This window comes from Bordetella hinzii LMG 13501 (assembly GCF_001548475.1).
GTDB classification, from domain to species: Bacteria; Pseudomonadota; Gammaproteobacteria; order Burkholderiales; family Burkholderiaceae_B; genus Bordetella; species Bordetella hinzii.
In genome coordinates this window covers 75,174-95,544 of sequence record NZ_LRUJ01000007.1, presented here as the reverse complement: position 1 = coordinate 95,544, position 20,371 = coordinate 75,174, and the positions used below count along the sequence as shown (strand labels likewise).

At 66.1% G+C, this 20,371-nt stretch carries 15 protein-coding genes; 3 read left to right on the top strand and 12 right to left on the bottom strand.

Translation table 11 applies throughout. The features are described from left to right. Positions 1–28: 28 nt before the first annotated feature. Positions 29–946, top strand: coding sequence for a 4-hydroxybenzoate octaprenyltransferase (gene ubiA / locus AXA74_RS06815; protein ID WP_029579904.1), 918 nt, complete (start codon positions 29–31; stop codon positions 944–946). Between the two features lie 56 nt (positions 947–1,002). Here ubiA and AXA74_RS06810 read toward each other — a convergent pair whose 3' ends face one another. The 6 genes from AXA74_RS06810 to AXA74_RS06785 all read right to left on the bottom strand — a co-directional run bounded on the left by AXA74_RS06810 (position 1,003) and on the right by AXA74_RS06785 (position 8,993). Then, entirely contained in the window at positions 1,003–2,133 is a 1,131-nt protein-coding gene (locus tag AXA74_RS06810) for a zinc-dependent alcohol dehydrogenase family protein (RefSeq protein WP_029579905.1), read from the bottom strand. A gap of 24 nt (positions 2,134–2,157) precedes the next feature. Further along, a complete protein-coding gene (locus AXA74_RS06805) occupies positions 2,158–3,651 on the bottom strand; it encodes a sugar ABC transporter ATP-binding protein (protein ID WP_029579906.1) in 1,494 nt (497 codons plus the stop codon). Beyond that, on the bottom strand, positions 3,651–4,697 hold the full coding sequence (locus AXA74_RS06800) for a hypothetical protein (RefSeq protein ID WP_032979216.1): 1,047 nt from the start codon (positions 4,695–4,697) through the stop codon (positions 3,651–3,653). The genes AXA74_RS06805 and AXA74_RS06800 overlap by 1 nt, the downstream gene beginning before the upstream one ends. After that, a complete protein-coding gene (locus AXA74_RS06795; protein WP_029579908.1) occupies positions 4,694–6,808 on the bottom strand; it encodes an ABC transporter permease in 2,115 nt (704 codons plus the stop codon). Before AXA74_RS06795 ends, AXA74_RS06800 begins: the two co-directional genes overlap by 4 nt. 81 nt (positions 6,809–6,889) lie before the next feature. Then, positions 6,890–7,918 carry a sugar ABC transporter substrate-binding protein gene (locus AXA74_RS06790; RefSeq protein WP_029579909.1) on the bottom strand — a complete coding sequence of 343 codons (1,029 nt, stop codon included), beginning with the start codon at positions 7,916–7,918 and terminating at the stop codon, positions 6,890–6,892. A gap of 52 nt (positions 7,919–7,970) precedes the next feature. Then, positions 7,971–8,993, bottom strand: coding sequence for an ABC transporter permease (locus AXA74_RS06785; RefSeq protein ID WP_029579910.1), 1,023 nt, complete (start codon positions 8,991–8,993; stop codon positions 7,971–7,973). A gap of 339 nt (positions 8,994–9,332) precedes the next feature. On the opposite strand from AXA74_RS06785, the gene AXA74_RS06780 reads away from it, so the two are divergent. After that, positions 9,333–9,713, top strand: a complete 381-nt coding sequence (locus AXA74_RS06780; RefSeq protein ID WP_080700319.1) for a DUF4148 domain-containing protein — start codon at positions 9,333–9,335, stop codon at positions 9,711–9,713. A 133-nt stretch (positions 9,714–9,846) separates the two neighbouring features. On the opposite strand, the gene glcC is transcribed toward AXA74_RS06780, so the two are convergent. After that, positions 9,847–10,605, bottom strand: coding sequence for a transcriptional regulator GlcC (gene glcC / locus AXA74_RS06775; protein WP_032958632.1), 759 nt, complete (start codon positions 10,603–10,605; stop codon positions 9,847–9,849). A 210-nt stretch (positions 10,606–10,815) separates the two neighbouring features. On the opposite strand from glcC, the gene AXA74_RS06770 reads away from it, so the two are divergent. After that, entirely contained in the window at positions 10,816–12,987 is a 2,172-nt protein-coding gene (locus tag AXA74_RS06770) for a malate synthase G (protein WP_032963196.1), read from the top strand. Positions 12,988–13,053: 66 nt separating this feature from the next. Here AXA74_RS06770 and AXA74_RS06765 read toward each other — a convergent pair whose 3' ends face one another. The 5 genes from AXA74_RS06765 to AXA74_RS06745 form a co-directional block, all read right to left on the bottom strand. Continuing rightward, positions 13,054–14,127, bottom strand: a complete 1,074-nt coding sequence (locus AXA74_RS06765; protein WP_029579914.1) for an ABC transporter ATP-binding protein — start codon at positions 14,125–14,127, stop codon at positions 13,054–13,056. Next, on the bottom strand, positions 14,120–15,889 hold the full coding sequence (locus tag AXA74_RS06760; protein ID WP_029579915.1) for an ABC transporter permease: 1,770 nt from the start codon (positions 15,887–15,889) through the stop codon (positions 14,120–14,122). The genes AXA74_RS06765 and AXA74_RS06760 overlap by 8 nt, the downstream gene beginning before the upstream one ends. Positions 15,890–15,979: 90 nt before the next feature. Then, the gene (locus tag AXA74_RS06755; RefSeq protein WP_032958633.1) at positions 15,980–17,074 is read right to left on the bottom strand and encodes an ABC transporter substrate-binding protein; all 1,095 of its coding nucleotides are present in this window, start codon (positions 17,072–17,074) and stop codon (positions 15,980–15,982) included. Positions 17,075–17,190: 116 nt separating this feature from the next. Then, positions 17,191–19,674 carry a sensor histidine kinase gene (locus AXA74_RS06750; protein ID WP_032979217.1) on the bottom strand — a complete coding sequence of 828 codons (2,484 nt, stop codon included), beginning with the start codon at positions 19,672–19,674 and terminating at the stop codon, positions 17,191–17,193. Next, a complete protein-coding gene (locus AXA74_RS06745; RefSeq protein ID WP_029579918.1) occupies positions 19,661–20,332 on the bottom strand; it encodes a response regulator transcription factor in 672 nt (223 codons plus the stop codon). Before AXA74_RS06745 ends, AXA74_RS06750 begins: the two co-directional genes overlap by 14 nt. Positions 20,333–20,371: the final 39 nt, after the last annotated feature.

Sequence of the window (20,371 nt, the reverse complement as noted above, 5' to 3'; positions counted from 1 at the left end):
CTTCTTTTTGCTATCGATAGTGCCCACAGTGAACACCCCCCAAACGACCGACCTGAGCGACATCGTCTTCGACGACTGGGTCGAGCGCTGGCTGCCCCGTTCCTGGCGGCCTTATGCCCGCCTTTGCCGCCTGGACCGGCCCATCGGGACCTGGCTCACCCTGCTGCCCTGCATCGCGGCGCTGGTGCAGGCCGCCGGCGGCTGGCCCGACCTGCAACGGCTGATCGTCTTCTCGCTGGGCGCGCTGCTCATGCGCGGCATCGGCTGCACGGTCAACGATATGTGGGACCGCGATATCGACCAGCATGTCGAGCGCACGCGCTTCCGGCCCCTGACCAGCGGCCAGCTCGGCATGCGCCAGGCGGTGTGGTTCCTGCTCGGCCAGCTGCTGGTCTGCGCCTCGCTGCTGTTCTTCATCAATGACCTGAGCCGCTGGTGGGCGCTGGGCGTGCTGCCCTTCGTCTTCATCTATCCCTTCTGCAAGCGCGTGACCTACTGGCCGCAGGCCGTGCTGGGCGTGTGCTTCAACTGGGGCATGCTGATGGCCTGGACCGACACGCAGGGCCACCTGCCGCTGGCCGGCGTGGCCATGTGGCTGGGCGCGGTGTTCTGGCAGATCGGCTACGACAGCATCTACGCCTATGTCGACGTGCGCGATGACCGCAAGCTGGGCCTGCACTCCACGGCCATGCGCTTTGGCGAACAGGGCAAGCTCTGGATCGGCGGCTTCTACCTGGCCTCGGCCCTGCTGTGGACCTGGGCCGGCTACGACATGGGGCTGGGCTGGGGCTATTTCGCGGGCATGGCCGTGGTGGCCCTGCACCTGGGCTGGCAGCTGGCCGTCTTCGACCTGCAGCGCCCCGACCGCAACTTCATGCTGTTTCGCGCCAACCTCTGGACCGGCGCGCTGCTGATCGTCTCGGCCCTGGCGGGTACCCTGCTCTAGCGCCCGCCGGCCCAGGCCGGCATGCCCTGGCCGCCAGGGCATGGTCGGCGCAGGGCCTAGACCTCGAACTCGATGACTTGCCGGATCGCCTCGCCGCGGTGCAGCCGGTCAAAGCCGGCATTGACGTCCTGCAGCGTAATGCGATGCGTCAGCAGCTTGTCCACGGCCAGCTTGCCGCGCTTGAACAGCCCCAGGAAACGCGGAATGTCGCGCGAGGGCACGCCCGAGCCGAGATAACTGCCGCGCAGCGACCTCTCTTCGGCGACCAGGGTAAGCGGCGAGATATTGAGCACCGCCTTGGGATTGGGCAGGCCGGCGGTGATGGTGGTGCCGCCGCGGCGGGTAAAGGAAAAGGCGCTTTCCAGCGCGCGCGCCGAGCCGGCGAACTCCAGGGCCGCGTCGACGCCGCCCTGGGTGGCCTCCTTGATCTTGCCGGTCAGATCCGGATCCCCGGCTTCGAAACAATGCGTGGCGCCCAGGTCGCGCGCCAGGTCCAGCTTGGCCGGCAAGGTGTCGACCGCCACGATGGTCTCGGCGCCCGCGGCGGCCGCGCCCAGCACGGCAGCCAGGCCCACGCCCCCCAGACCGACCACGGCCGCCCGGCCGCCCGGCGCGACCGCGCCGGTGTTGAACACCGCGCCGGCCCCCGTCAGCACCGCGCAGCCCATCAGGGCGGCAATGTTCAAGGGGACTTCGCGGTCTATCTTCACCAGGCTGTTGCGCGACAGCACGGCGTGGGTCGCGTAGCTGGACACACCCGTCAAGTGATAGACCGGCTGCCCATCGCGCGACAGCCGCGTGCCGCCGCCCAGCATTTCGCCCCGCCCATTGGCCGCCGCGCCCGGCTCGCACAACGCCGGCCGCCCCGCCTGGCAAGGCACGCAGTGGCCGCAGGACGGCACAAAAACAAACACCACATGGTCGCCCGGCACGAGGTCGCCGACCCCCTCGCCCACGCGCTCGACAATGCCAGCGCCCTCATGGCCCAGCACCATGGGCACGGGGCGGGGCCGGTCGCCATTGATGACCGACAGATCGGAATGGCACAGGCCGGCGGCGGCCACCCGCAGCAGCACCTCGCCATGGCGGGGTTCGGCGAGGTCGATTTCGCAGACATTCAAGGGGCGGGTCTGGGCGTAGGGGCCGGGTCGGCCGATTTCCTCCAGCACTGCAGCGGTGATCTTCATGACATCTCCTTCGGTGGCGGCGTATCAATGCACGGCCGCATACATGATTTTTTCTTCGGTGGCCTCTTCGATGCCGAACTCCTCGACCACCCGGCCCTGCCGGGCCACCAGCACGCGGTCGGCGAGATTCATGATTTCGGGCAGATACGAAGAAATCACCACCACGGCCAGACCGCTGTCGGCCAGCTCATTGATCACCGCATGCAGCTCGGCGATCGCGCCCACGTCCACCCCGCGGGTGGGCTCGTCCAGGATAACGAGCTTGGGCCGCTGGACCAGCGATTTGGCGATGACGACTTTCTGTTGGTTGCCGCCCGACAATTCGATCACCTTGGCGTTGTCGTCGATGGCGCGGATGTTCAGGCGCTGGGTCCAGAATTTGGACAAGGCCATCATCTCGCTGTGCGACACCAGGGGCGAGCGGTTCAGGTCCGCGCCCAGCAGGCCGGTGTAGATATTCTCGGCGATGGACTTGGTTTCGAAAAAGCCCTCCAGCTTGCGATCCTCGGTGACGTAGACAATGCCGTCCTTGACCGCCGGCCGGGGCGTGCGATAGCGCACCGAGCGTCCTTCCAGCCGCAGTTCGCCGCCATGGAAGAAATCGCGCTTGACGGCGCCGGCGATGATCTTGGCCGTCTCGGTGCGGCCCGAACCGATCAGGCCGAAGATGCCCGTGATCTGCCCGCCATAGACCGAGAACGAGGTGTTGCGCACCATGCGCCCCATGGACAGGTTCTGCACGCTCAGGACCTTGGGCCCGTAGGGCCGCGCTTTCCGGGCCGTCTTCTGGTAGATCTCTTCGGTGAGCTTGCGCCCGACCATATGGGAAATGATGCGGTCGCGGTCAAAGGCGCCGGCGCGGTCGGTGACAATATGCTGGCCGTCACGCAGGATGGTGATGCGGTCGGAAATGGCCAGCGCCTCTTCCAGCGCATGGCTGATGAAGATGATGGACACGCCATCGGCCTTCAGGCGATTGACCAAGCCGAAGAAGTGGTACTTCTCTTCGGGCGTGAGCGTGGCGGTCGGTTCGTCGAAGATGATGACGCGCGCCTTGTGATGCACGGCGCGCGCGATCTCCACCATCTGCTTCTGCGCCGCGCCCAGCTGGCTGACGTACTTGGTCGGATCGACATTGAAGTTCAGCGACTGCAGGAACTGTTGGGCCGATATATAGATGCCGCGCAGCCGATTGAACAGCTTCTCGTTGCCGAGATAGATGTTCTGCGCCACGGTCAGCGACGGCACCAGCGAGGTCTCCTGGAACACCATGGCAATGCCGTTGCGCAAGGCGTCGACAGGCTTGGAGAAGGCCAGCCGCGCGCCCTTGAACAGAACCTCGCCCTGGGTGGGGCTGTGCACGCCGGCGATGATCTTGGTCAGCGTGGACTTGCCCGCGCCGTTTTCCCCCAAGAGGGCATGGATCTCGCCCGGCATCAGGTCGAAGCTCACTTCGCGCAAGGCGGCAACGCCATGGAATTCCTTGGTGACTTTGCGCAACTCGACGATAGCTTCCATCAGTCCCTCCCCGCGTCCAGGCACAGCACTTCGTTGCCGCCCTTGGAGGCGATCCACAGCTTGCCTTCGTATTCGAGCACCGAGGTCACGCCATGCCTGCGTCCGCCCGCGCGGCTGTGCAGGCTCTGCACGGCCTCGAAACGGGCATCGAGCTCCACCACCAGGCCGTAGGACCGGGTAGGCGACCAGGGCTTCAATATGCCCATCTGCTTGAGCGCGCCCCCCTGCATGGGTTCCAGAAACGAATCGCCTGAACGCAAGGCCGGCGCGATCCAGTACTGTGGCTCCACCTCGGCCATCATGGCCTGGCGGTAGGCCGGCTCGCGCAAGACCAGTTCCAGCAGGGGATTGCAAGGCGCGAATAGCGCCAGCCATGCGCCGCCGCCCGCGGCCGGCGCCAGGCCCGCCGGATAGCCGGGCAGGTTCTCGCTCAACTGGACAAGCTTGCCCGCGCCGTCGATCCGCAGCAGCCGCCGGGTCCAGCTCTCGCTGACGACCACGCCCTGGGAGACGGGCAGCAGGCCAAAAGGAAAACCCAGTCTGTCCGCCATGACCTGCAGGCGTCCGCCCGCGATGTCGTAGCGCAGCACCTGGCCGCTGCGGCGCATTTCCAGGAAATCGCGCGACCAGGCGGCAAGGGGATGGACGGTCGAGCCCACCGCGATCCACAAGGCCCGCTCCGACTCGTAGGCCAGGGCGGTCACGCAGGACAGCGCGGCCAGGGCCGGCGGTGACCCGCCGTCGATGTGGATGCCGCCGCCGTCGATGGCCACGGCGAGGGATCCGGACGGCGAGGCCGCCATCGCGGTGATCGGCCCGGGCATGCGGGCCTGCTCGCCCGAGGGCGACATCAGCGCATCGCCCTCGGCCCATAGCACCTGGCCCTGCCTGAGCGCCAGGGCCCCGGGCTGCCTGGCGGGCAGGCCGGCCGGCGCATCCTCGAGCCGGTTATTGGGCTTGAGCGCCCCATCCAGCGGCGGCACGGTCAAGGCCGCGCCGCCCCGGCCCAACAGGCGGTCGGAGACCGACTTCAACAGGCCCATCATGCCGTCTTCCCCCAATAATCCGACCAGGCAGACCAATTCGGATCGGCATCGGGCAAACGCACGCGGCCGATCCGGTTATTGGTGATGCCGCCCAGATAGAGCCATCCCTTGTGCTCGCGCATCGACGTGATCATCGGATGGTTCTTCGCTCCCCGGTCCCACAAGGACTCCAACACCTCGCCCTGTTCGTTGAAGCGGATGACGCAGCCGATGTTCAGATTGGGATAGAGCCATTGGTCAAAAGCGATGCGGCGCGACATCCGCCGCCGGAAGTCCGGCATGCGCAGGGCCACATCGAGCGCGGGCGAACGCATGCCCATGATCGCGCACCAGTATGTGCCGTCGGAGGCGCGGTTGATGTTGTCGGGATAGCCCGGCAGCCTGTCGACCACGATGTCCACCTTGCCGGCGCGCGGACCGCTGATCCACAGGCGGCTGATGCGGCAGGCCCAGCTTTCGGCAAACAGGATGGATTGTCCGTCGCGCGCCGTGCATACCCCGTTGGGAAACACCAGCTTGCGCACCGCCGTATGGGTCTTGCCCGTGGCCGGGTCATGGCAGATGATCCGGCCATTGCCGCGGCTCTCCAGCGCATCCACCGGCCAGTCGTGCATCTCGTAGCGCACCGTCGCCTCCGAGAAATAGATTTTCCCGTCGGGCGCGATATCGCAGTCGTCGGCCAGGCGCAGGCGGCTGTCGTCCACGATGGACAGGCGCGACCGGTTGGTCTCGTCCGTCAACTTGGACACCTCGCCTTGCTGCGTGACTTTGTACAGGCCCATGCCGCCGATGCAGACCACCAGGTTGCGGTCGCGGTCCAGGCTCATGCCCAGGGGCGAACCGCCGATATGGGCGAAGACTTCATGGCGCGTGTAGTCGGGCGGGAAGAATCGCACGATGTCGCCGTGGCGCGTGCCGCAATACAGCACGTCGTCCTCGTCCAGGATGACATCCTCGGGGCTTTCCACCTGGCCCAGGCCGATGATCTCGACATCGGCCAGCCGGTCGTTGGGCGCCAGCGGCCCTTCCTTGGTGCTGCGCGGCTCGGGCAGCTCGATCAGGGTCGGCGAGACATAGACCTTGTTGAGCAGTTTGTCGCGGTTCTTCAGCCAGCGCACATCGATGAAGACGGCGAAAATCAGCGTCAGCCCCAACACCATGGGGCCGGACCCGGAGTTCAGGCCCAGGCGCAGCACGCCGTTGGTCATCACGAAGACAATGACCGCGCCGATCAAGGCCTTGACGACCGATCCGCGCCCGCCGCCCAGCGAATTGCCGCCAATGATGGCGGCCGTGAGCGCCATGATCTCCAGGCCCATGCCGGTATCCGAACCGGCGCCCGATAACCGGGCCGCGTAGAGCACGCCGGACAGGCCGCAGAGCATGCCTGACAGCGTATAGGCCGAGCAGACAATGCCGCGCACCGGCAGGCCGATGTTGTGCGCCGACCGGCGCGAGCCCCCCACCGCCATGGCGCGCCAGCCGGGACGCGAGCGCGTGATGAGAATATGCCCGATCAGCGACACGACGATGAGCAGCACGAATGCGAAAGGCAGGCCCAGCACGTCGCCCATGCCGATCAGGTCCCACACCTCATCGGAGAAGAAGCTCATGGACATCGCCTGCACATACTTCAGCAGCAGCATGTCGACGATGGCGCGCACGATGATGAGCGTGACCAGGGTGGTCAGAAAGGCCCGCAGCCGCAGATAGCCGATCAACAGGCCATTGACCAGGCCGACGGCGCCGCAGACCAGCACCGTGGCGGGGATGGCGGCCCACAGCGGCCAATGCGCCAGATTCAGCAGCGCCAGGGCCGTGAAATTGCCCAGGGCGAAGTTCGATCCCACCGATAGATCGATGCCGCCGACGATGATCACCACCATCATCGCCAGGCAAATGAGTCCGAACTCGCCGAGCTGGCGCGACATCATCGAAAGATTGCCGGCCGAGAAGAAATTCGGCAGCAAAAGGCCGAAGACCACGATCACCGCCACCAGCACCAGAAAGGGGATGGCGTTGTCTATCCATTTTTTCGAGAGAATCTCCCCGATCACGTGATCGGGGATGAAGCGATATCTCAGCTTCTTGAGCGTACCTACCTGAGCCACTGCGTACCTCATGCAATAGGTGTTCCGCCGCCGAAACGGCGGACCAAGCGAAAGCGAAGTCGTTTGCTCAAGCCAGCCGCGTCAGCGCAGGATCTTGGCGTATTCCTCGGGGTTGAAGCAGGTCCCGTCCTTGACGTCGGCCTTTGTCATATAGCGGTAGGGCGAATACATCTGGGTCTTGATGGCGCCGCCGCCCTTCTTGTTCTGCAAGGCCACCATGATGGCCGTCCAGGCATCGCGGCCCATGCCCACGGCGTCATAGTTGTAGACCGCCGAGAAGGTGCCGTCCTTGAGCTTGTCGCACATGGATTGCGCGCCGCCGCCCGAGGTGATGAAGAAAACCTTGTCGGCCAGCCCGGCCTGCTTGATCGCCGCGCCCGTGCCCACGCCCTGTCCGTCCCAGACGTCGATGACGGCGCAGAGATCCGGATTCTGCTGCAACACCGTTTCCGTGATGGAACGCGCCTTGGATGCATCCCAGTCGGCGGCCTGGCTGGAGACGATCTTGATGTCCGGGTGCTTGGCGAACACCTTGTTAAAGCCCTGGACCTGATAGAAGCTCACGCCGCCGGTCAGCACCCCCTGCACGATGGAAACCTTGTGCGAGGTATTGGTGCCCGCGCCGCATTTCTCGACCACCTTGTTGGCGATGGCCTCGCCCATGCCGATGAAATCCGGCGCGACGACCGCATCGGTCTGCACCGCGCCCGCCATATTCATCTGCACCACCACGATGCCCTGCTGGTTGGCCTGCTTCATGAGGCGGGCCAGCGATTGCATGTCCGGGTTCTGCGTCAGGATGACATCGGGACGTTCGGCCAGCAAGGCGGTGAACCCCTGCACCATGGCGCCCGTGTTCCAGTTCGGATCCTGGGACGTGAACTTCATGCCATAGACCTGGGCCTGCTGCTTGACCACGCCGCCCCAGGCCTGCGCCAGGTCAAAACCGATGGAGATCGGAAGATAGGCGATCTTCTTGTCCTTCAGCGCCTCCAGCGCCGGGGCGCGAAAGGGGTCGTTCATGACCTCCTGCGCCTGCGCGGCCGCGCCGCTGCCTAACAGGATCGCCGATACTGCCAGCCCGGCACTTACGCGCTTGATGACTCCCATCTTTGTCTCCTTGACGTTTTGCTTATTGAATTGAAGCGCTTCAAACAGAAGCTCAAATATCACCCTGCTGTCCCGTCTGCTCATCGCGCGGGTTCAGCAGGCTGTCGACGACGATCGCCAGCAGCAGGATCAGGCTCTTGATGACGTTCTGCACTGTGTACTGGATGTCCATGATGGTCATGCCATTCATGAGCACGCCGATGAGCAGGGTGCCGACCAGCACATTGCGCACATTGCCCCGTCCGCCCGACAGGCCCACGCCGCCCAGCACCACGACCAGGATGACGTCGTAGATCATGTTGGAGTTGACGACGCGGGTGTTCATGGCCGCCACCGAGGTCGCGGTGATGATGCCGGCCAGAAAGGCGATGGCGCCCGAGATCACATACTGCATCACCAGCATGGGCCGCAGAGGAATGGCGCTCAGGCGCGCGGCGGCCGCGTTATCGCCGATGGCATAGATGAAGCGGCCCGGCTTGGTATAGCGCAGGAAGGCCCAGACGGCGATGGACACGATCAAGGCGACGATGACAGGCGCGGGAATGCCCAGCACATAGCCTTGGCCGAGGGACTTGATCCAGCCGATGTCCTGCGGCATGTAGACCACGTCGGTGGCGGTAATGAGTTGCGAGCGGCCGTAGCCGTATACGACCGTGCCCATGGCCAGCGTGGCGAACAGCGGCGGAATCTCGGCGTAGGCGATCAGGATGCCGCTGATCAGGCTCATCAGGACCGCGAAGCCCAGGCCCAGCGCCAGGGCCAGGCCCAGCGACGTGCCCGTGGCCTGCAGCTGCAGGGCCCAGGCGACCGAAATGGCCATGATGGCGACCATGGAGAGATCGATGCCCCGGCCCAGCACCACGATCAGCATGCCCACACCGAGGATGCCCAGCACGGCGACGCTGCGCAGCAGCGACAGCATGTTGGATGTGGAAAGGAAGTTCGGCAGGGCAAGGACGAACACGCCGAACAGAAGAAGGGTCAACAGGAAGACGATGCGTTCCTGGTTGAGATACCGGGTCAGGTCCAGGCGCCGGCCGGCCTGCGGTAGATCGGGATGACTGCCTTGCACCACGTTCCGTCCTCCAGGTTTTTTTGCAGTTTTATAAGTCCAACCGCCTGGGCTGGGACTTATTCATTGGTGAACGGTCACTTCGACAACTTTGAATAGACGGGCGCGGCGTTATCGGCGCAGGCGGCCGGCCGGCCTGTGTGGGCGGCGGCGCATACCCCCACTGATGGGATTGTTATTGTTGAAATATCCCGATTAGCGCCAAATTTGGAATAATGTTTTCTGCCGCCTAGGGTTTATCCCAGGTCTCGATAGGCAGAGAATGACTTCACCGGGACACAAACAGAGGCGCTGATTGACCCCCGCCCCCGTTTGCATCCTCACCCCTACGGAGGATTTACCATGAAGTCGCTCGCTACTGCTGTAATGCTTTCCATGGCCGTGATGGCCGGTGCCCAGGCCGCCGATGTCGAACCCAGCCGCGCCCAGGTGCAGGCCGAACTCGCCCAGGCCAAGGCCTCGGGTCAGTACACCTTCGGTGAAGAAGCCTACCCCGCCGCCATCGCGCAGAACGCCACCCTGTCCTCGGCCCAAGTCCGTGACGAACTGGCCCAGGCGCAACACGCCGGCCTGGTGACCACCGCAAACCTGGATTACCCGCCCGTGGCCGCCACGGTCGACAGCCATGTCAGCCGCGCGCAAGTGCGCTCCGACCTGGCCCAGGCCAAGGCCGAAGGCATCGTCACCTACGGCAATCTGGACTATCCGCCCCAGAACGGTTGATCGGCCGCGCCGGCTCTCCCCCCGCCCCGGCGCACTGATTTCCCAAGGTCGACGCCCGCCTCGTGGACTGCGCAAGCAGCCCCCTGGCGGGCGTAGGCCTTTCTGGCCGGGGCTTTGCGGCGCGCGGCCCCGCTCAGGCCCAGCCTTCCAGGCGCAAGGTGGCGCGCACCAAGCGCTCGCCCTCTTGCTCGATTTCATTCAGGCTTTGGCGCACGCTGTTGACGTGCTCGGTCGCGGCACGGTGCGCCTGGTCGGGCTGGCGCGCCATCACCGCATTGAACAGCCGGGTATGCTGCCGGTCGATCTGCCGCTTGTGCGGCTCGCGGTGATAAAGATTGTTCACGCAGGCAAAGACCGAACCCAGCATCAGGTCGGTCAATGACTGCAGCGTGTGGACCAGCACCGGATTGTGCGAAGCCTCGCAGATGGCCAGATGGAAGGCATGATCGAGATGGGCGTGCGTGGCGCTGTCGGTCGGTTTCAGGTGGGCGGCCACCATGGCCTCGTAGCGCCGCCGGATCAGGATGAAATCCGCCTCGGTGCCGCGGATGGCCGCCAGCCTGGCCGACTCCCCTTCCAACAGGGCGCGCACCTCCAGCAAATCGTAGAGCGTGCGCGGCTGCGAGTGGAATAGATGCACCAGCGGGCCAGCATCGACCTTGGCGATCTGCGACACAAAAGAGCCGCGTCCCTGCTCGGTGCGGATGATCTGGCGCGCCCGCAGCAGCTGCAAGCCCTCGCGCAGGGCGCTGCGCGATACGCCCAGTTTCTCGGTCAGCCGCCGCTCGGAAGGCAACGGCTGCCCGGCCTTGAGCACGCCATCGACAATCAGCTGCTCTATCCGCTGCGCGACCCCCTCGGCGACCTGGCCCCGCTTGCCGGCCTCATCCATCTGCAGATTTCCCACTGGTATGACCAGTTCCCGCCCGCTTCCGGACAAGGACTCCATATACGTTCAAGTAACTGAAATAAAACCATAAAAATCTTTTTTCCGCCAATACGGCAGCGCACAAACTGGTATGACCAGTGGCTCGGGATATGGACAGCCAGGGCGGCAGGGCCGATGATCCCGCTATCCCTTTTGACTTCGCAGAGCGACACCATGACCGAACGCATCGCTGGCCTGCAGGTGGCGGCCTCCCTGTATCAGTTCATCGAAAAAGAAGCGCTGCCCGGCTCGGGCCTGGACAGCCAGGCCTTCTGGGAGGGTTTTTCCGCCCTCATCCATGACCTGGCGCCGCAGAACCGCAAGCTGCTGGCCGAGCGCGACCGCCTGCAGGCCGAACTGGATCAATGGCATCGCAGCCACCCCGGTCCGGTGCGTGATCCCGCCGCCTATCGCGCCTTTCTGCAGAAGATCGGCTATTTGCAGCCGGTGCCTGCCTCGGTGCGCGCGCGCACCGAAAACGTTGATGACGAAATCGCCCGCCAGGCCGGCCCGCAGCTGGTGGTGCCGATGTCCAACGCCCGCTACGCCCTGAACGCCGCCAATGCCCGCTGGGGCAGCCTGTACGACGCCCTCTATGGCACCGACGCGATTCCGGACAGCGCCGGCGCGGCCGGGCCGGCCTACAACCCGCAGCGCGGCCAGGCCGTGATCGAACGCGCGCGCGATTTCCTGGACGAGGCGGCTCCGCTGGCGCGCGGCTCGCACCGCGCGGCCACCGGCTATGTGCTGCGCGGCGCCCAGCTCATCGTCACCACCGCGCAAGGCGACACGACGCTCAAGCACCCCGCCCAGTTCCAGGGCTATCGCGGCGATGCCGCCGCGCCCTCGGCCATCCTGCTGGCGCACAACGGCCTGCACTTCGAGATCCAGATCGACCGGCAGCACACCATAGGCGCCACGGACGCGGCCGGCGTGAAAGACGTGCTCATGGAAGCCGCGCTCACCACCATCATGGACTGCGAAGACTCCGTGGCCGCGGTCGATGCCGAAGACAAAACGCATATCTACCGCAACTGGCTGGGCCTGATGCGCGGCGACCTGACCGAGTCGGTCACCAAGAACGGCAAGACCTTCACGCGCCGCATGAACCCCGACCGCGACTATCTCGCGCCCGACGGCAGCGCCTTCACCCTGCCGGGCCGCTCGCTGCTCTTCGTGCGCAACGTCGGTCACCTGATGACCAATCCGGCCATCCTGGACCGCGACGGCCACGAAGTGCCCGAAGGCATCATGGACGCGGTCATCACCTCGCTGGCCGCCCGGATCGATCTCACCCAGAAGCGCAATTCACGCAAGGGCTCCATCTATATCGTCAAGCCCAAGATGCACGGGCCGGCCGAAGCCGCCTTCGCCGATACCCTTTTTGCCCGCGTCGAAGACCTGCTCAAGCTGCCGCGCCACACGCTGAAGATGGGCATCATGGACGAAGAGCGGCGCACCAGCGTCAACCTGAAGGCCTGCATCGCCGCGGCGGCCGACCGCGTGGCCTTCATCAACACGGGCTTCCTGGACCGCACTGGCGACGAAATGCACTCGGTGATGCAGGCCGGCCCCATGATGCGCAAGGGCGATATGAAGTCCAGCGCCTGGATCGCCGCCTACGAACGCAGCAATGTGCTGGTGGGCCTGGATTGCGGTCTGCGCGGGCGCGCCCAGATCGGCAAGGGCATGTGGGCCATGCCCGACCTGATGGCCGCCATGCTGGAACAGAAGATCGCGCACCCCAAGGCGGGTGCCAATACCGCCTGGGTGCCCTCGCCCACGGCGGCCACCCTGCATGCGCTGCACTACCACCAGGTCGATGTCCAGGCCGTGCAGCAGGCGCTGGAAAAAACCCGCCTGGCCGATGTGGCCGATGAGCTGCTGGCCGGCCTGCTCACCATCCCGGTGGGCGACCCCACCGCCTGGAGCGCTTCGGACATCCAGCGCGAACTCGACAACAATGCCCAGGGCATCCTCGGCTATGTCGTGCGCTGGGTCGACCAAGGGGTGGGCTGCTCCAAGGTGCCCGACATCAACAACATCGGCCTGATGGAAGACCGCGCCACGCTGCGCATCTCCAGCCAGCACATCGCCAACTGGCTGCTGCATGGCGTGGTGAGCCATGAGCAGGTCCGGCAGACCTTCGAGCGCATGGCCGCGGTGGTGGACCGGCAAAACGCCGGCGATCCCAACTACCTGCCCATGGCCGGCCACTTCGACAGCTCCTACGCCTACCGCGCCGCCACGGCCCTGGTCTTCGAGGGCCTGGAGCAGCCCAACGGCTATACCGAGCCGCTGCTGCATAAGGCCCGCCTGGCTTTCAAGGCGGCCCACCGCGCCTGAAGCCGGCGGGCAAAGAAAAAGCCGCCCGGCCGCAAGACGGCTGGGCGGCTTTTTCGCTGTACGGCCCTAGCCTCGCGGAAACACCCAGACATTGCTGGCCGGCAGGGCCAGACGGTATTGCCCGGCCTCACGGCCCTGGGGGCCGTAGGCGCGCAGGGACAGGCCATCCTGTCCGCCCGCGCGGAACAGATACTCCCAGCGGTCGCCCAGATACATGCTGGTGATCAGCGGCAGATCCAGGTGGTTGCCCTCGGGGTCATCCTGCATGCGCACCTGTTCGACGCGGATGACGGCGGTGGCCTCCTTGCCCGCGGCCACGCCCTCGGCCGCATGGCCCCAAAGCGCCCAGCCCTGGCCCTCGATGCGCGCGCGCCCGTCGCGCACCTCGGTCACGCGGCCGTCCAGCCGGTTGTTACTGCCCATGAACTCGGCCGTGAACAGGGTCGCCGGCGAGCCGTACATTTCCTGCGGCGTGCCTTGCTGCTCGATCTTGCCGTTATTCAGCAGCAGGATGCGGTCGGAGATCGCCATGGCCTCGCTCTGGTCATGGGTGACCATCAGCGCCGACAGCCCCAGACGCACGATGAGTTCGCGCAGGAAGGCCCGCGCTTCCTCGCGCAGCTTGGCATCCAGGTTGGACAGCGGCTCGTCCAGCAGGATGACCGGCGGGCTGTAGACCAGGGCGCGGCCGATGGCCACGCGCTGTTGCTGGCCGCCGGAGAGCTGGTGCGGGTGGCGCTGTCCCAGCTTGCCCAGGCCCAGCTGGTCCAGCACATCCTGAACGCGCTGGCGCACTTCGCCGCCGGCCACGCCGCGCAGCTTGAGCGGATAGGCCACGTTGTCGAACACGGTCTTGTGCGGCCAAAGCGCATACGACTGGAACACCAAGCCCAGGTTGCGGTCCTCTGCCGGCACTTCCTTGCGCGCCGCGCCGTCGTACACCAGGCGATCGCCGATGCGGATACGCCCCGCCTTGGGGCCTTCGAGGCCGGCGACCGCGCGCAGCAAGGTCGTCTTGCCGCTGCCGGAGGGGCCGAGCAGGGACACCACTTCGCCCTGGCGCAAGTCCATGGACACGCCCTTGAGGACAGGGTTGTCTCCGTAGTCCAGGTGCAGGTCTTCGACGGAAAGCTCAATCATGAAGTTTGACTCCGAAACGCAGAGCGATGCCCAGGCCGACCACGACCAGGACGATATTGATGAAGGAAAGCGCGGCCACGATGTCGATGGCGCCCGAGGCCCACAGCGACACCAGCATGGAACCGATGGTCTCGGTGCCGGGCGACAGCAGATAGACGCCGGTCGAGTACTCGCGCTCGAAGATCAGGAACATCAGCAGCCAGGAGCCGATCAGGCCATACTTCGCCAGCGGCACGGTCACATGCCGGGTGACCTGCGCGCGCGATGCGCCGGTGCTGCGCGCGGCCTCTTCCAGCTCGGGCCCGACCTGCAGCAAAGTGGAGGAAATCAGACGCAGGCCATAGGCCATCCAGACCACGGTGTAGGCCAGCCACACGCTGAAAATGGTGCTGCGCAAGGCGCGCAGCCACTCGACGACGTTCTCGCGCAACCATTCGGCGAAGGGCAGGGCCGACAGCCATCCGTCTTCGAGCGAGTTGTCCAGCCACATCGGCACGAAGAGAAAGACCCACAGAAAGGCCAGGCCCGCCAGCAGTCCGGGCACCGCGCGCGGCACCAGCACGCTGTAGTCCAGGAAGCGGGTGACATTATCCGGCTTGCGATGCATGGCCAGGCCGATGAACAGATAGCAGAACACCGCCAGCGCGCCGCCGAACACCCCGATGGCAACCGAGTTGATGATGGCGCGGATCAGGTTGGTCTGCGAGAACACCGTGCGGAAGGCGTCCAGCGACAACACATCGAACAGCGACACGCCCATGCCCCAGTTGGAGACAAAGGCCCGCAGCAGCACGCCGATCAGGGGCACGACGATAGTCACCAGCAGCCAGAAGGCCACGACGCCTCCGGCCACCCAGCGCCAGCGGCCCAGCGGCAGGGGACGCGCGCGCGAGGCCTTGCCCTTCATGGTGACGAAGCGGTTGGCCGTGCGCATCAGGCGGCGCTGCAGCATCACCAGGGGAATGGTCATGGCGATCAGCACCACGGCGACGGCGGCCATCAGGTGGTACGAGGGAATGCCCAGCTTGTTGGTGAGCTTGTACAGATAGGTCGCCAGCACCAGGTTGCCCTCGGGGTCGCCCAGCACCAGGACCAGGCCAAAGACCTCCAGCCCGAGGAAGAAGAGCAGCACCGTCGCGTACAGCATGGCCGGACGCACCATCGGCAGGCTCACCGACATCATCACGCGCAGCGGCGAGGCGCCGGCCACGCGGGCCGCTTCCTCCACGTCCGAGCCCATGCTGCGCAAGGCCGACGAGATGTAGAGATAGGCATGCGGCACGTGCGTCAGCCCGGCGATGATGACGATGCTGGTGAGCGAATAGATGTTCCAGGGGATGAAGCCCAGGAGCTGCTGCGCCCACATCGAGAAAAAGCCCACCGGCCCGGCGGCCACCACATAGCCGAAGCCCAGCACCATGGGCGAGACGAACACCGGCACCAGGATGAGCGGCTCGATCCAGCGGCGTCCCGGCAGGTCCGTGCGTATCATGAGAAAGGCCAGCATCCCGCCCAGCGGAATGGCGATGGCCGCCAGGCCGAAGGCGAGGATGAACCCGCTCCTGAGGGCCTTGTAGAAATCCGGATCATCAAAGATGAAGTGAAAGGCGTCCAGGCTGAAATGCTTGCTGGGCGCGAAGAACGGCGCCGACAGGAAACTCTGGACGATGATGAACGACAACGGCACATAGATCGCCAATGCCGTAAGCAGCACGACGACGCCGCGCGGCAGGGATTGCCATTTTCTGAGCAATGACTGCATGGAAAATCCTGTCTTCTGGAGAGGGATGGCCCGAGCCCGCGCGCTACAGGCCCGGGGACGGGCGCGCGCGCCCGTCCCCGCCGCGCGGACTTACTTGCCCGCGGCAGCGCGCCACTGCTTGATGAACTCGAGGCGCTTGTTCTGCTCGAGGTACTCGAGCAGGGTTTCGTTGACGGGGATGGGCTTGAGCGCCGTGCCCAGCTTCTTGGTCATGCCGTCGACGTCGTTGTCGCCTTCGATGTCATCGCGGATCGAGGCCATGTCGGCGCGGTTGGCCACGATGTCCTGGCCCTTCTTGGACAGCAGGTAGTCCATCCACAGCTTGGCGGCGTTCTTGTTCTTGGATTTCTTGCTGATGAAGGCCACGCGCGAGAGCACCAGCGCGTAGTCGGTCGGGTAGACGATGCCCAGCGAAGGATCGTTCTTGGCGCGCGCCTCGGCGTAGGAACCAAGAATGTTGTAGCCCACCAGGTTTTCGCCCGAGGACACGCGCTCCATCATCGTGCCGGTCGAGGACTGCACGATCAGTCCGCCCTTGGCCGTGTCGCGCAAGGTGTCGAAGTAATGCGCATCATTGGCCTTGTCCTGCACGGCCAGCATGAAACCCACGGCCGACTTTTCGATGTCGTAGGTCGTCACCTTGTTCTTGAACTTGTCCGGCTGGCTGGCGACCAGCTTGGCCAGCGCGGTGTGCGTGGTCGGCACTTCGTTCTGCGGGATCAGGCGCTTGTTGTAGATGAAGACAGCCGGCTCATAGGTGGTGCCATAGGCCGAGTCCTTCCACACCGCCCAGGCCGGCAGCTTGCCCGCCTCGGCCGAACGGTATTGCAGGGCGTAGTCCGTGGCCAGTTTGAGCGCCGAGTCCATGGACGAGCTCCAGACCACGTCGCCGCTGGTGCTGCCCGAGGCCTGCTCGCTGATGTAGCGGTTGTACAGCTCGGTGCTGTTCATGTCGTTGTACTCGACCTTCACACCCGGGAAGGCGGCCTCGAAGCCCGCGATGATGGGCGCGGCGGCCTTGGTGTCGGTGGTCGAATAAATCACGACCTTGCCTTCCTTCTTGGCGCCGTCGACGATCTTCTGGTAATCGGCCGGATAGCCGTCGGGCACCTGGGCGCCGGCGCTGCCGGCGGCGAACGTGAAGGCGGCCGCCAGCGTGGCGGCCAGGCAGGATTTGGCGAACATGGCTGTCTTCTCCATTGGAATGATGAAACTGGTTCTAGGACCAGCCTGGGCGCATCTTAGGTTTCGCAGTCTGTCGGCGTCCTGTCATCGCGCCCGCCTCCGCATCGGGAAAACCCCTAGGGCCGATTGGCCCTGCCCGGCACATCCGGCGTATCCGTCACCAGCCGCATCCAGTTCTGCACGAAGCGGGATTGCCGCTGCTGGTCCAGCCCGACCAGCAGCGCCGGGCTGAGCACGATGGGCTGCACGATGCCGCGCGCCCGCGCCTGCAGCGCATCGGCCGTCCAGGGGCCGGGCGTGCCCTGCACCAGCGCTCCCAGCGCCGCATGGTTGGCGGCCACCTGCTGTCCCGCCGGCGACAACAGCCAATCCACCATGGCGCGCCCCAGGTCCGGATTGGGCGCGCGGCGGGCGATGAGCACCGAGCGCGCCAGCACCAGCATGTAGTCCTGGGGCAAGACCACGCCGATGGCGTCGCCCGCGGCCTGGCGCGCCAGCGCATAGGAACCCAGCAGGTTGTAGCCCAGGTCCAGTTCGCCACGCTCGATGGCGTCGAGCAGCTCGCCGCTGGTGGTCGCCAGGCGCACGCCGACCTGACCGAGCGCGTTGGCCAGGCCCCAGAAATTGGACGACACCAGCTCATCCTGTTCCGCCAGCACATAGCCCACATTGCTGGCGGCGATGTCGTAGGTGCCCACCCGGCCGCGCAGGCTGGCGCCCTCCCGCTCCAGGAGGCGCAACAGCGCCTGGCGCGAGTGCGGCGCGGTCTCTTCGGTAAACCGGCGCGGGTTGTAGACGATGACCGCGGGCTCGAAGGTGAAGCCATAGACCTCATCGCGCCAGACCGCCCAGGACGGCAGGCTGCGCGCATAGGGCGAGGCATGGCTGAGCGCATAGCCGTCATTGGCCAGCCGTATCTGCAGATCCGGCGCCGAACTGATCAGCACATCGACGTCCTTGAGCCGGCCGGCCACGGCCTCCTCGTAGAGTTCGCGGCTGTTCATTTCGCGGTACACCACGGTCACATCGGGGCGCTCCGATTGGAAGCCGGCGATCAGGGGCGCGATGACCGGCGTGTCGGTGGGTCCGGCCACGGTCAGCACGCGACTCGAAGGGCGCGGCGCCGGGTAGCGGCTTTCCTGGACGACTTTGGCCGCCTCGGCCGGCGCCGGCCACAGGCCAGGCAAGAGACAGCAAGCGGCCAGCAGGGCCGCGGCCAGGCGCGCGCGCCCTTGCGCCATCGGCAGCACGACGCGCGCCAGCAGGCCGCCGCCCGGCCTGTCCTGCAGCCACAGCGAGCCCCCATGGGCCTGCGCCACCGAGCGCACGATGGCCAGGCCCAGGCCCGAGCCGGGCTGGTCGCTGGCGCCGCGCTCGAAGCGCTGCTGCACGCGCTCCCTGTCGGCCGCTGGAATGCCAGGCCCACGGTCCGATACCGTCAGGGCCAGGCGATAGCCGGCCACGGGCGTGACCTGTATCTCCACCAATGAATCGGGCGCGTGGCGCAAGGCATTGTCCACGAGGTTGCGCAGCATCTCGCGCAAGGCCACCCGGTCGCCCATCACGCGCGCGCGCCGCAGCTGCGGCGCGATAGTGATGCGCAGGCGCTGCGCGTCCAGCGGGCCGATGCGCCTGCGCGTCTCGTTGACCGTCTCGGCCACGCCCACGGCCACGCGCTCGCCGCGCCCCAGGCGGTGCGCGATGGTGGCGTCCATCAACAGTTGGTTGATCAGCTGGCTGGCCTGTGTCGCATTCTGGTGGATGCGCGCCACGCGCTCGCGCAAGCGCTCCGGATCCTTCTCTTCCAGCGCCACCTCGGCCTGCGCCCGCAGCGAGGCCAGCGGCGTGCGCACCTGGTGGGCGGCATCCGCCACCAGCGTATTGAGGCTGTCCATCATGGCCGACAGGCGCTGCATGAAGGCATCCAAGGCCCCGGACAGGCGCCGGACTTCACGTGGCACGGGCGCGCGCAACGGCGCCAGGTCGTCCGGCTCGCGATGGCGCAGTTCGCGCTCGACCACGGCCAGCGGCGCGAACGCGCGCTGAATGCCGAACCACAGCAAGGCCAGGGCCACCCCCACCACGATCAGGAGCGGCCACAGGCTGCGGTTGAGAATCTCGGCGGCCAGGGCCTGGCGCGAGCCCAGGGTCTCTGCCACGCGCACGGTCACCCAGCCCGCATGCTGGCTGGCCGAGACCAGCCGGCCCACCGTGGCCACCCGTATCGCTTCATCGTGGTAGCGTTCGTAAGCAAAGCGCGGCACGGCCGAATCCGCCAGCGGCAACGTGGGCGCCAGGTCGGCATAGCCCGTGATGGCCCGGCCGGTGCCATTGAGCACCTGGTAGAACACCCGCTCGCTGCCGGGCAGCATGGCCAGCGACGAAAACGGCGGCTCGACCGTCACGCCGCTGTCGTCGATCTGCACCGAGCCGGCGATGGTCAGGGCCGCGGCGGCCAGCAGGCGGTCGAACGCCTGCTCGGCCGCGCGGTGCCCATAGGCACGCAGGAAGAAGAACAGCGCCACCGAGGCGCAGGCCAGCGAGAGCAGGGCCAGCATGAAGACCCGCCGGCGGATCGAGAATCCGTCATGACGGCTCATCTTGACGCGCCTGATAACCGACGCCACGCACGGTGACGATATCGATGCACGCCCCCGCGAGCTTCTTGCGCAAACGCGAGATCAGCAGCTCCAGGGCATTGAGCGACACATCCTCGGCGTCAAAGAGCTGCGCCATCAGGCGCTCCTTGGCCACCGTCTGGCCCTGGCGGGCCAGCAGGATCTCCAGCAGGCGGAATTCCCGCCGGCCCAGTTCCAGCAGATGTCCGTCGAGCGTCACGGCCCGGCTGGCCGTATCCAGGGTCAGGTTGCCAAAGACCGCCACGCTGGACGTCTGCCCGCCCGGCCGGCGCATCAGGGCGCGCAGCCGCGCCTCCAGCTCGCGCAGGTCGAAAGGCTTGACCAGATAATCGTCGGCGCCCAGATCCAGCATATCGACCTTGTCCTCGATTTCGGCGCGCGCCGTCATGACAAGCACGGGCGCCTCCAGTCCGGCGGCGCGCAATTCGCGCAGCACGGCATAGCCGTCCTTGCCCGGCAGCGTGATGTCCAGCACCAGTGCGTCCCAAGGCTCGGCGCGCCCCCATTGCACCGCCGCCAGCCCGTCGCGCACCCACTGCACGCTATGGCCGGCATTTCGCAGCTTGCTCTCCACGGCATCGCCCAGGTCAGGATTGTCCTCGACCAGCAAAATGCGCATGTCTCCTCTCTTTTTTCATGGCTCCCGCGGACGCAGTGT

Bases quoted from the DNA above. Each gene is read 5' to 3' on its own strand.
- AXA74_RS06765 (WP_029579914.1), bottom strand. From the start codon at position 14,127: ATGATTGAGCTTTCCGTCGAAGACCTGCACCTGGACTACGGAGACAAC.
- AXA74_RS06800 (WP_032979216.1), bottom strand. From the start codon at position 4,697: ATGATGGGCCTGTTGAAGTCGGTCTCCGACCGCCTGTTGGGCCGGGGC.
- AXA74_RS06750 (WP_032979217.1), bottom strand. From the start codon at position 19,674: ATGAGCCGTCATGACGGATTCTCGATCCGCCGGCGGGTCTTCATGCTG.
- AXA74_RS06805 (WP_029579906.1), bottom strand. From the start codon at position 3,651: ATGGAAGCTATCGTCGAGTTGCGCAAAGTCACCAAGGAATTCCATGGC.
- AXA74_RS06760 (WP_029579915.1), bottom strand. From the start codon at position 15,889: ATGCAGTCATTGCTCAGAAAATGGCAATCCCTGCCGCGCGGCGTCGTC.
- AXA74_RS06745 (WP_029579918.1), bottom strand. From the start codon at position 20,332: ATGCGCATTTTGCTGGTCGAGGACAATCCTGACCTGGGCGATGCCGTG.
- AXA74_RS06790 (WP_029579909.1), bottom strand. From the start codon at position 7,918: ATGGGAGTCATCAAGCGCGTAAGTGCCGGGCTGGCAGTATCGGCGATC.
- AXA74_RS06780 (WP_080700319.1), top strand. From the start codon at position 9,333: ATGAAGTCGCTCGCTACTGCTGTAATGCTTTCCATGGCCGTGATGGCC.
- AXA74_RS06755 (WP_032958633.1), bottom strand. From the start codon at position 17,074: ATGTTCGCCAAATCCTGCCTGGCCGCCACGCTGGCGGCCGCCTTCACG.
- AXA74_RS06770 (WP_032963196.1), top strand. From the start codon at position 10,816: ATGACCGAACGCATCGCTGGCCTGCAGGTGGCGGCCTCCCTGTATCAG.
- glcC (WP_032958632.1), bottom strand. From the start codon at position 10,605: ATGGATGAGGCCGGCAAGCGGGGCCAGGTCGCCGAGGGGGTCGCGCAG.
- AXA74_RS06810 (WP_029579905.1), bottom strand. From the start codon at position 2,133: ATGAAGATCACCGCTGCAGTGCTGGAGGAAATCGGCCGACCCGGCCCC.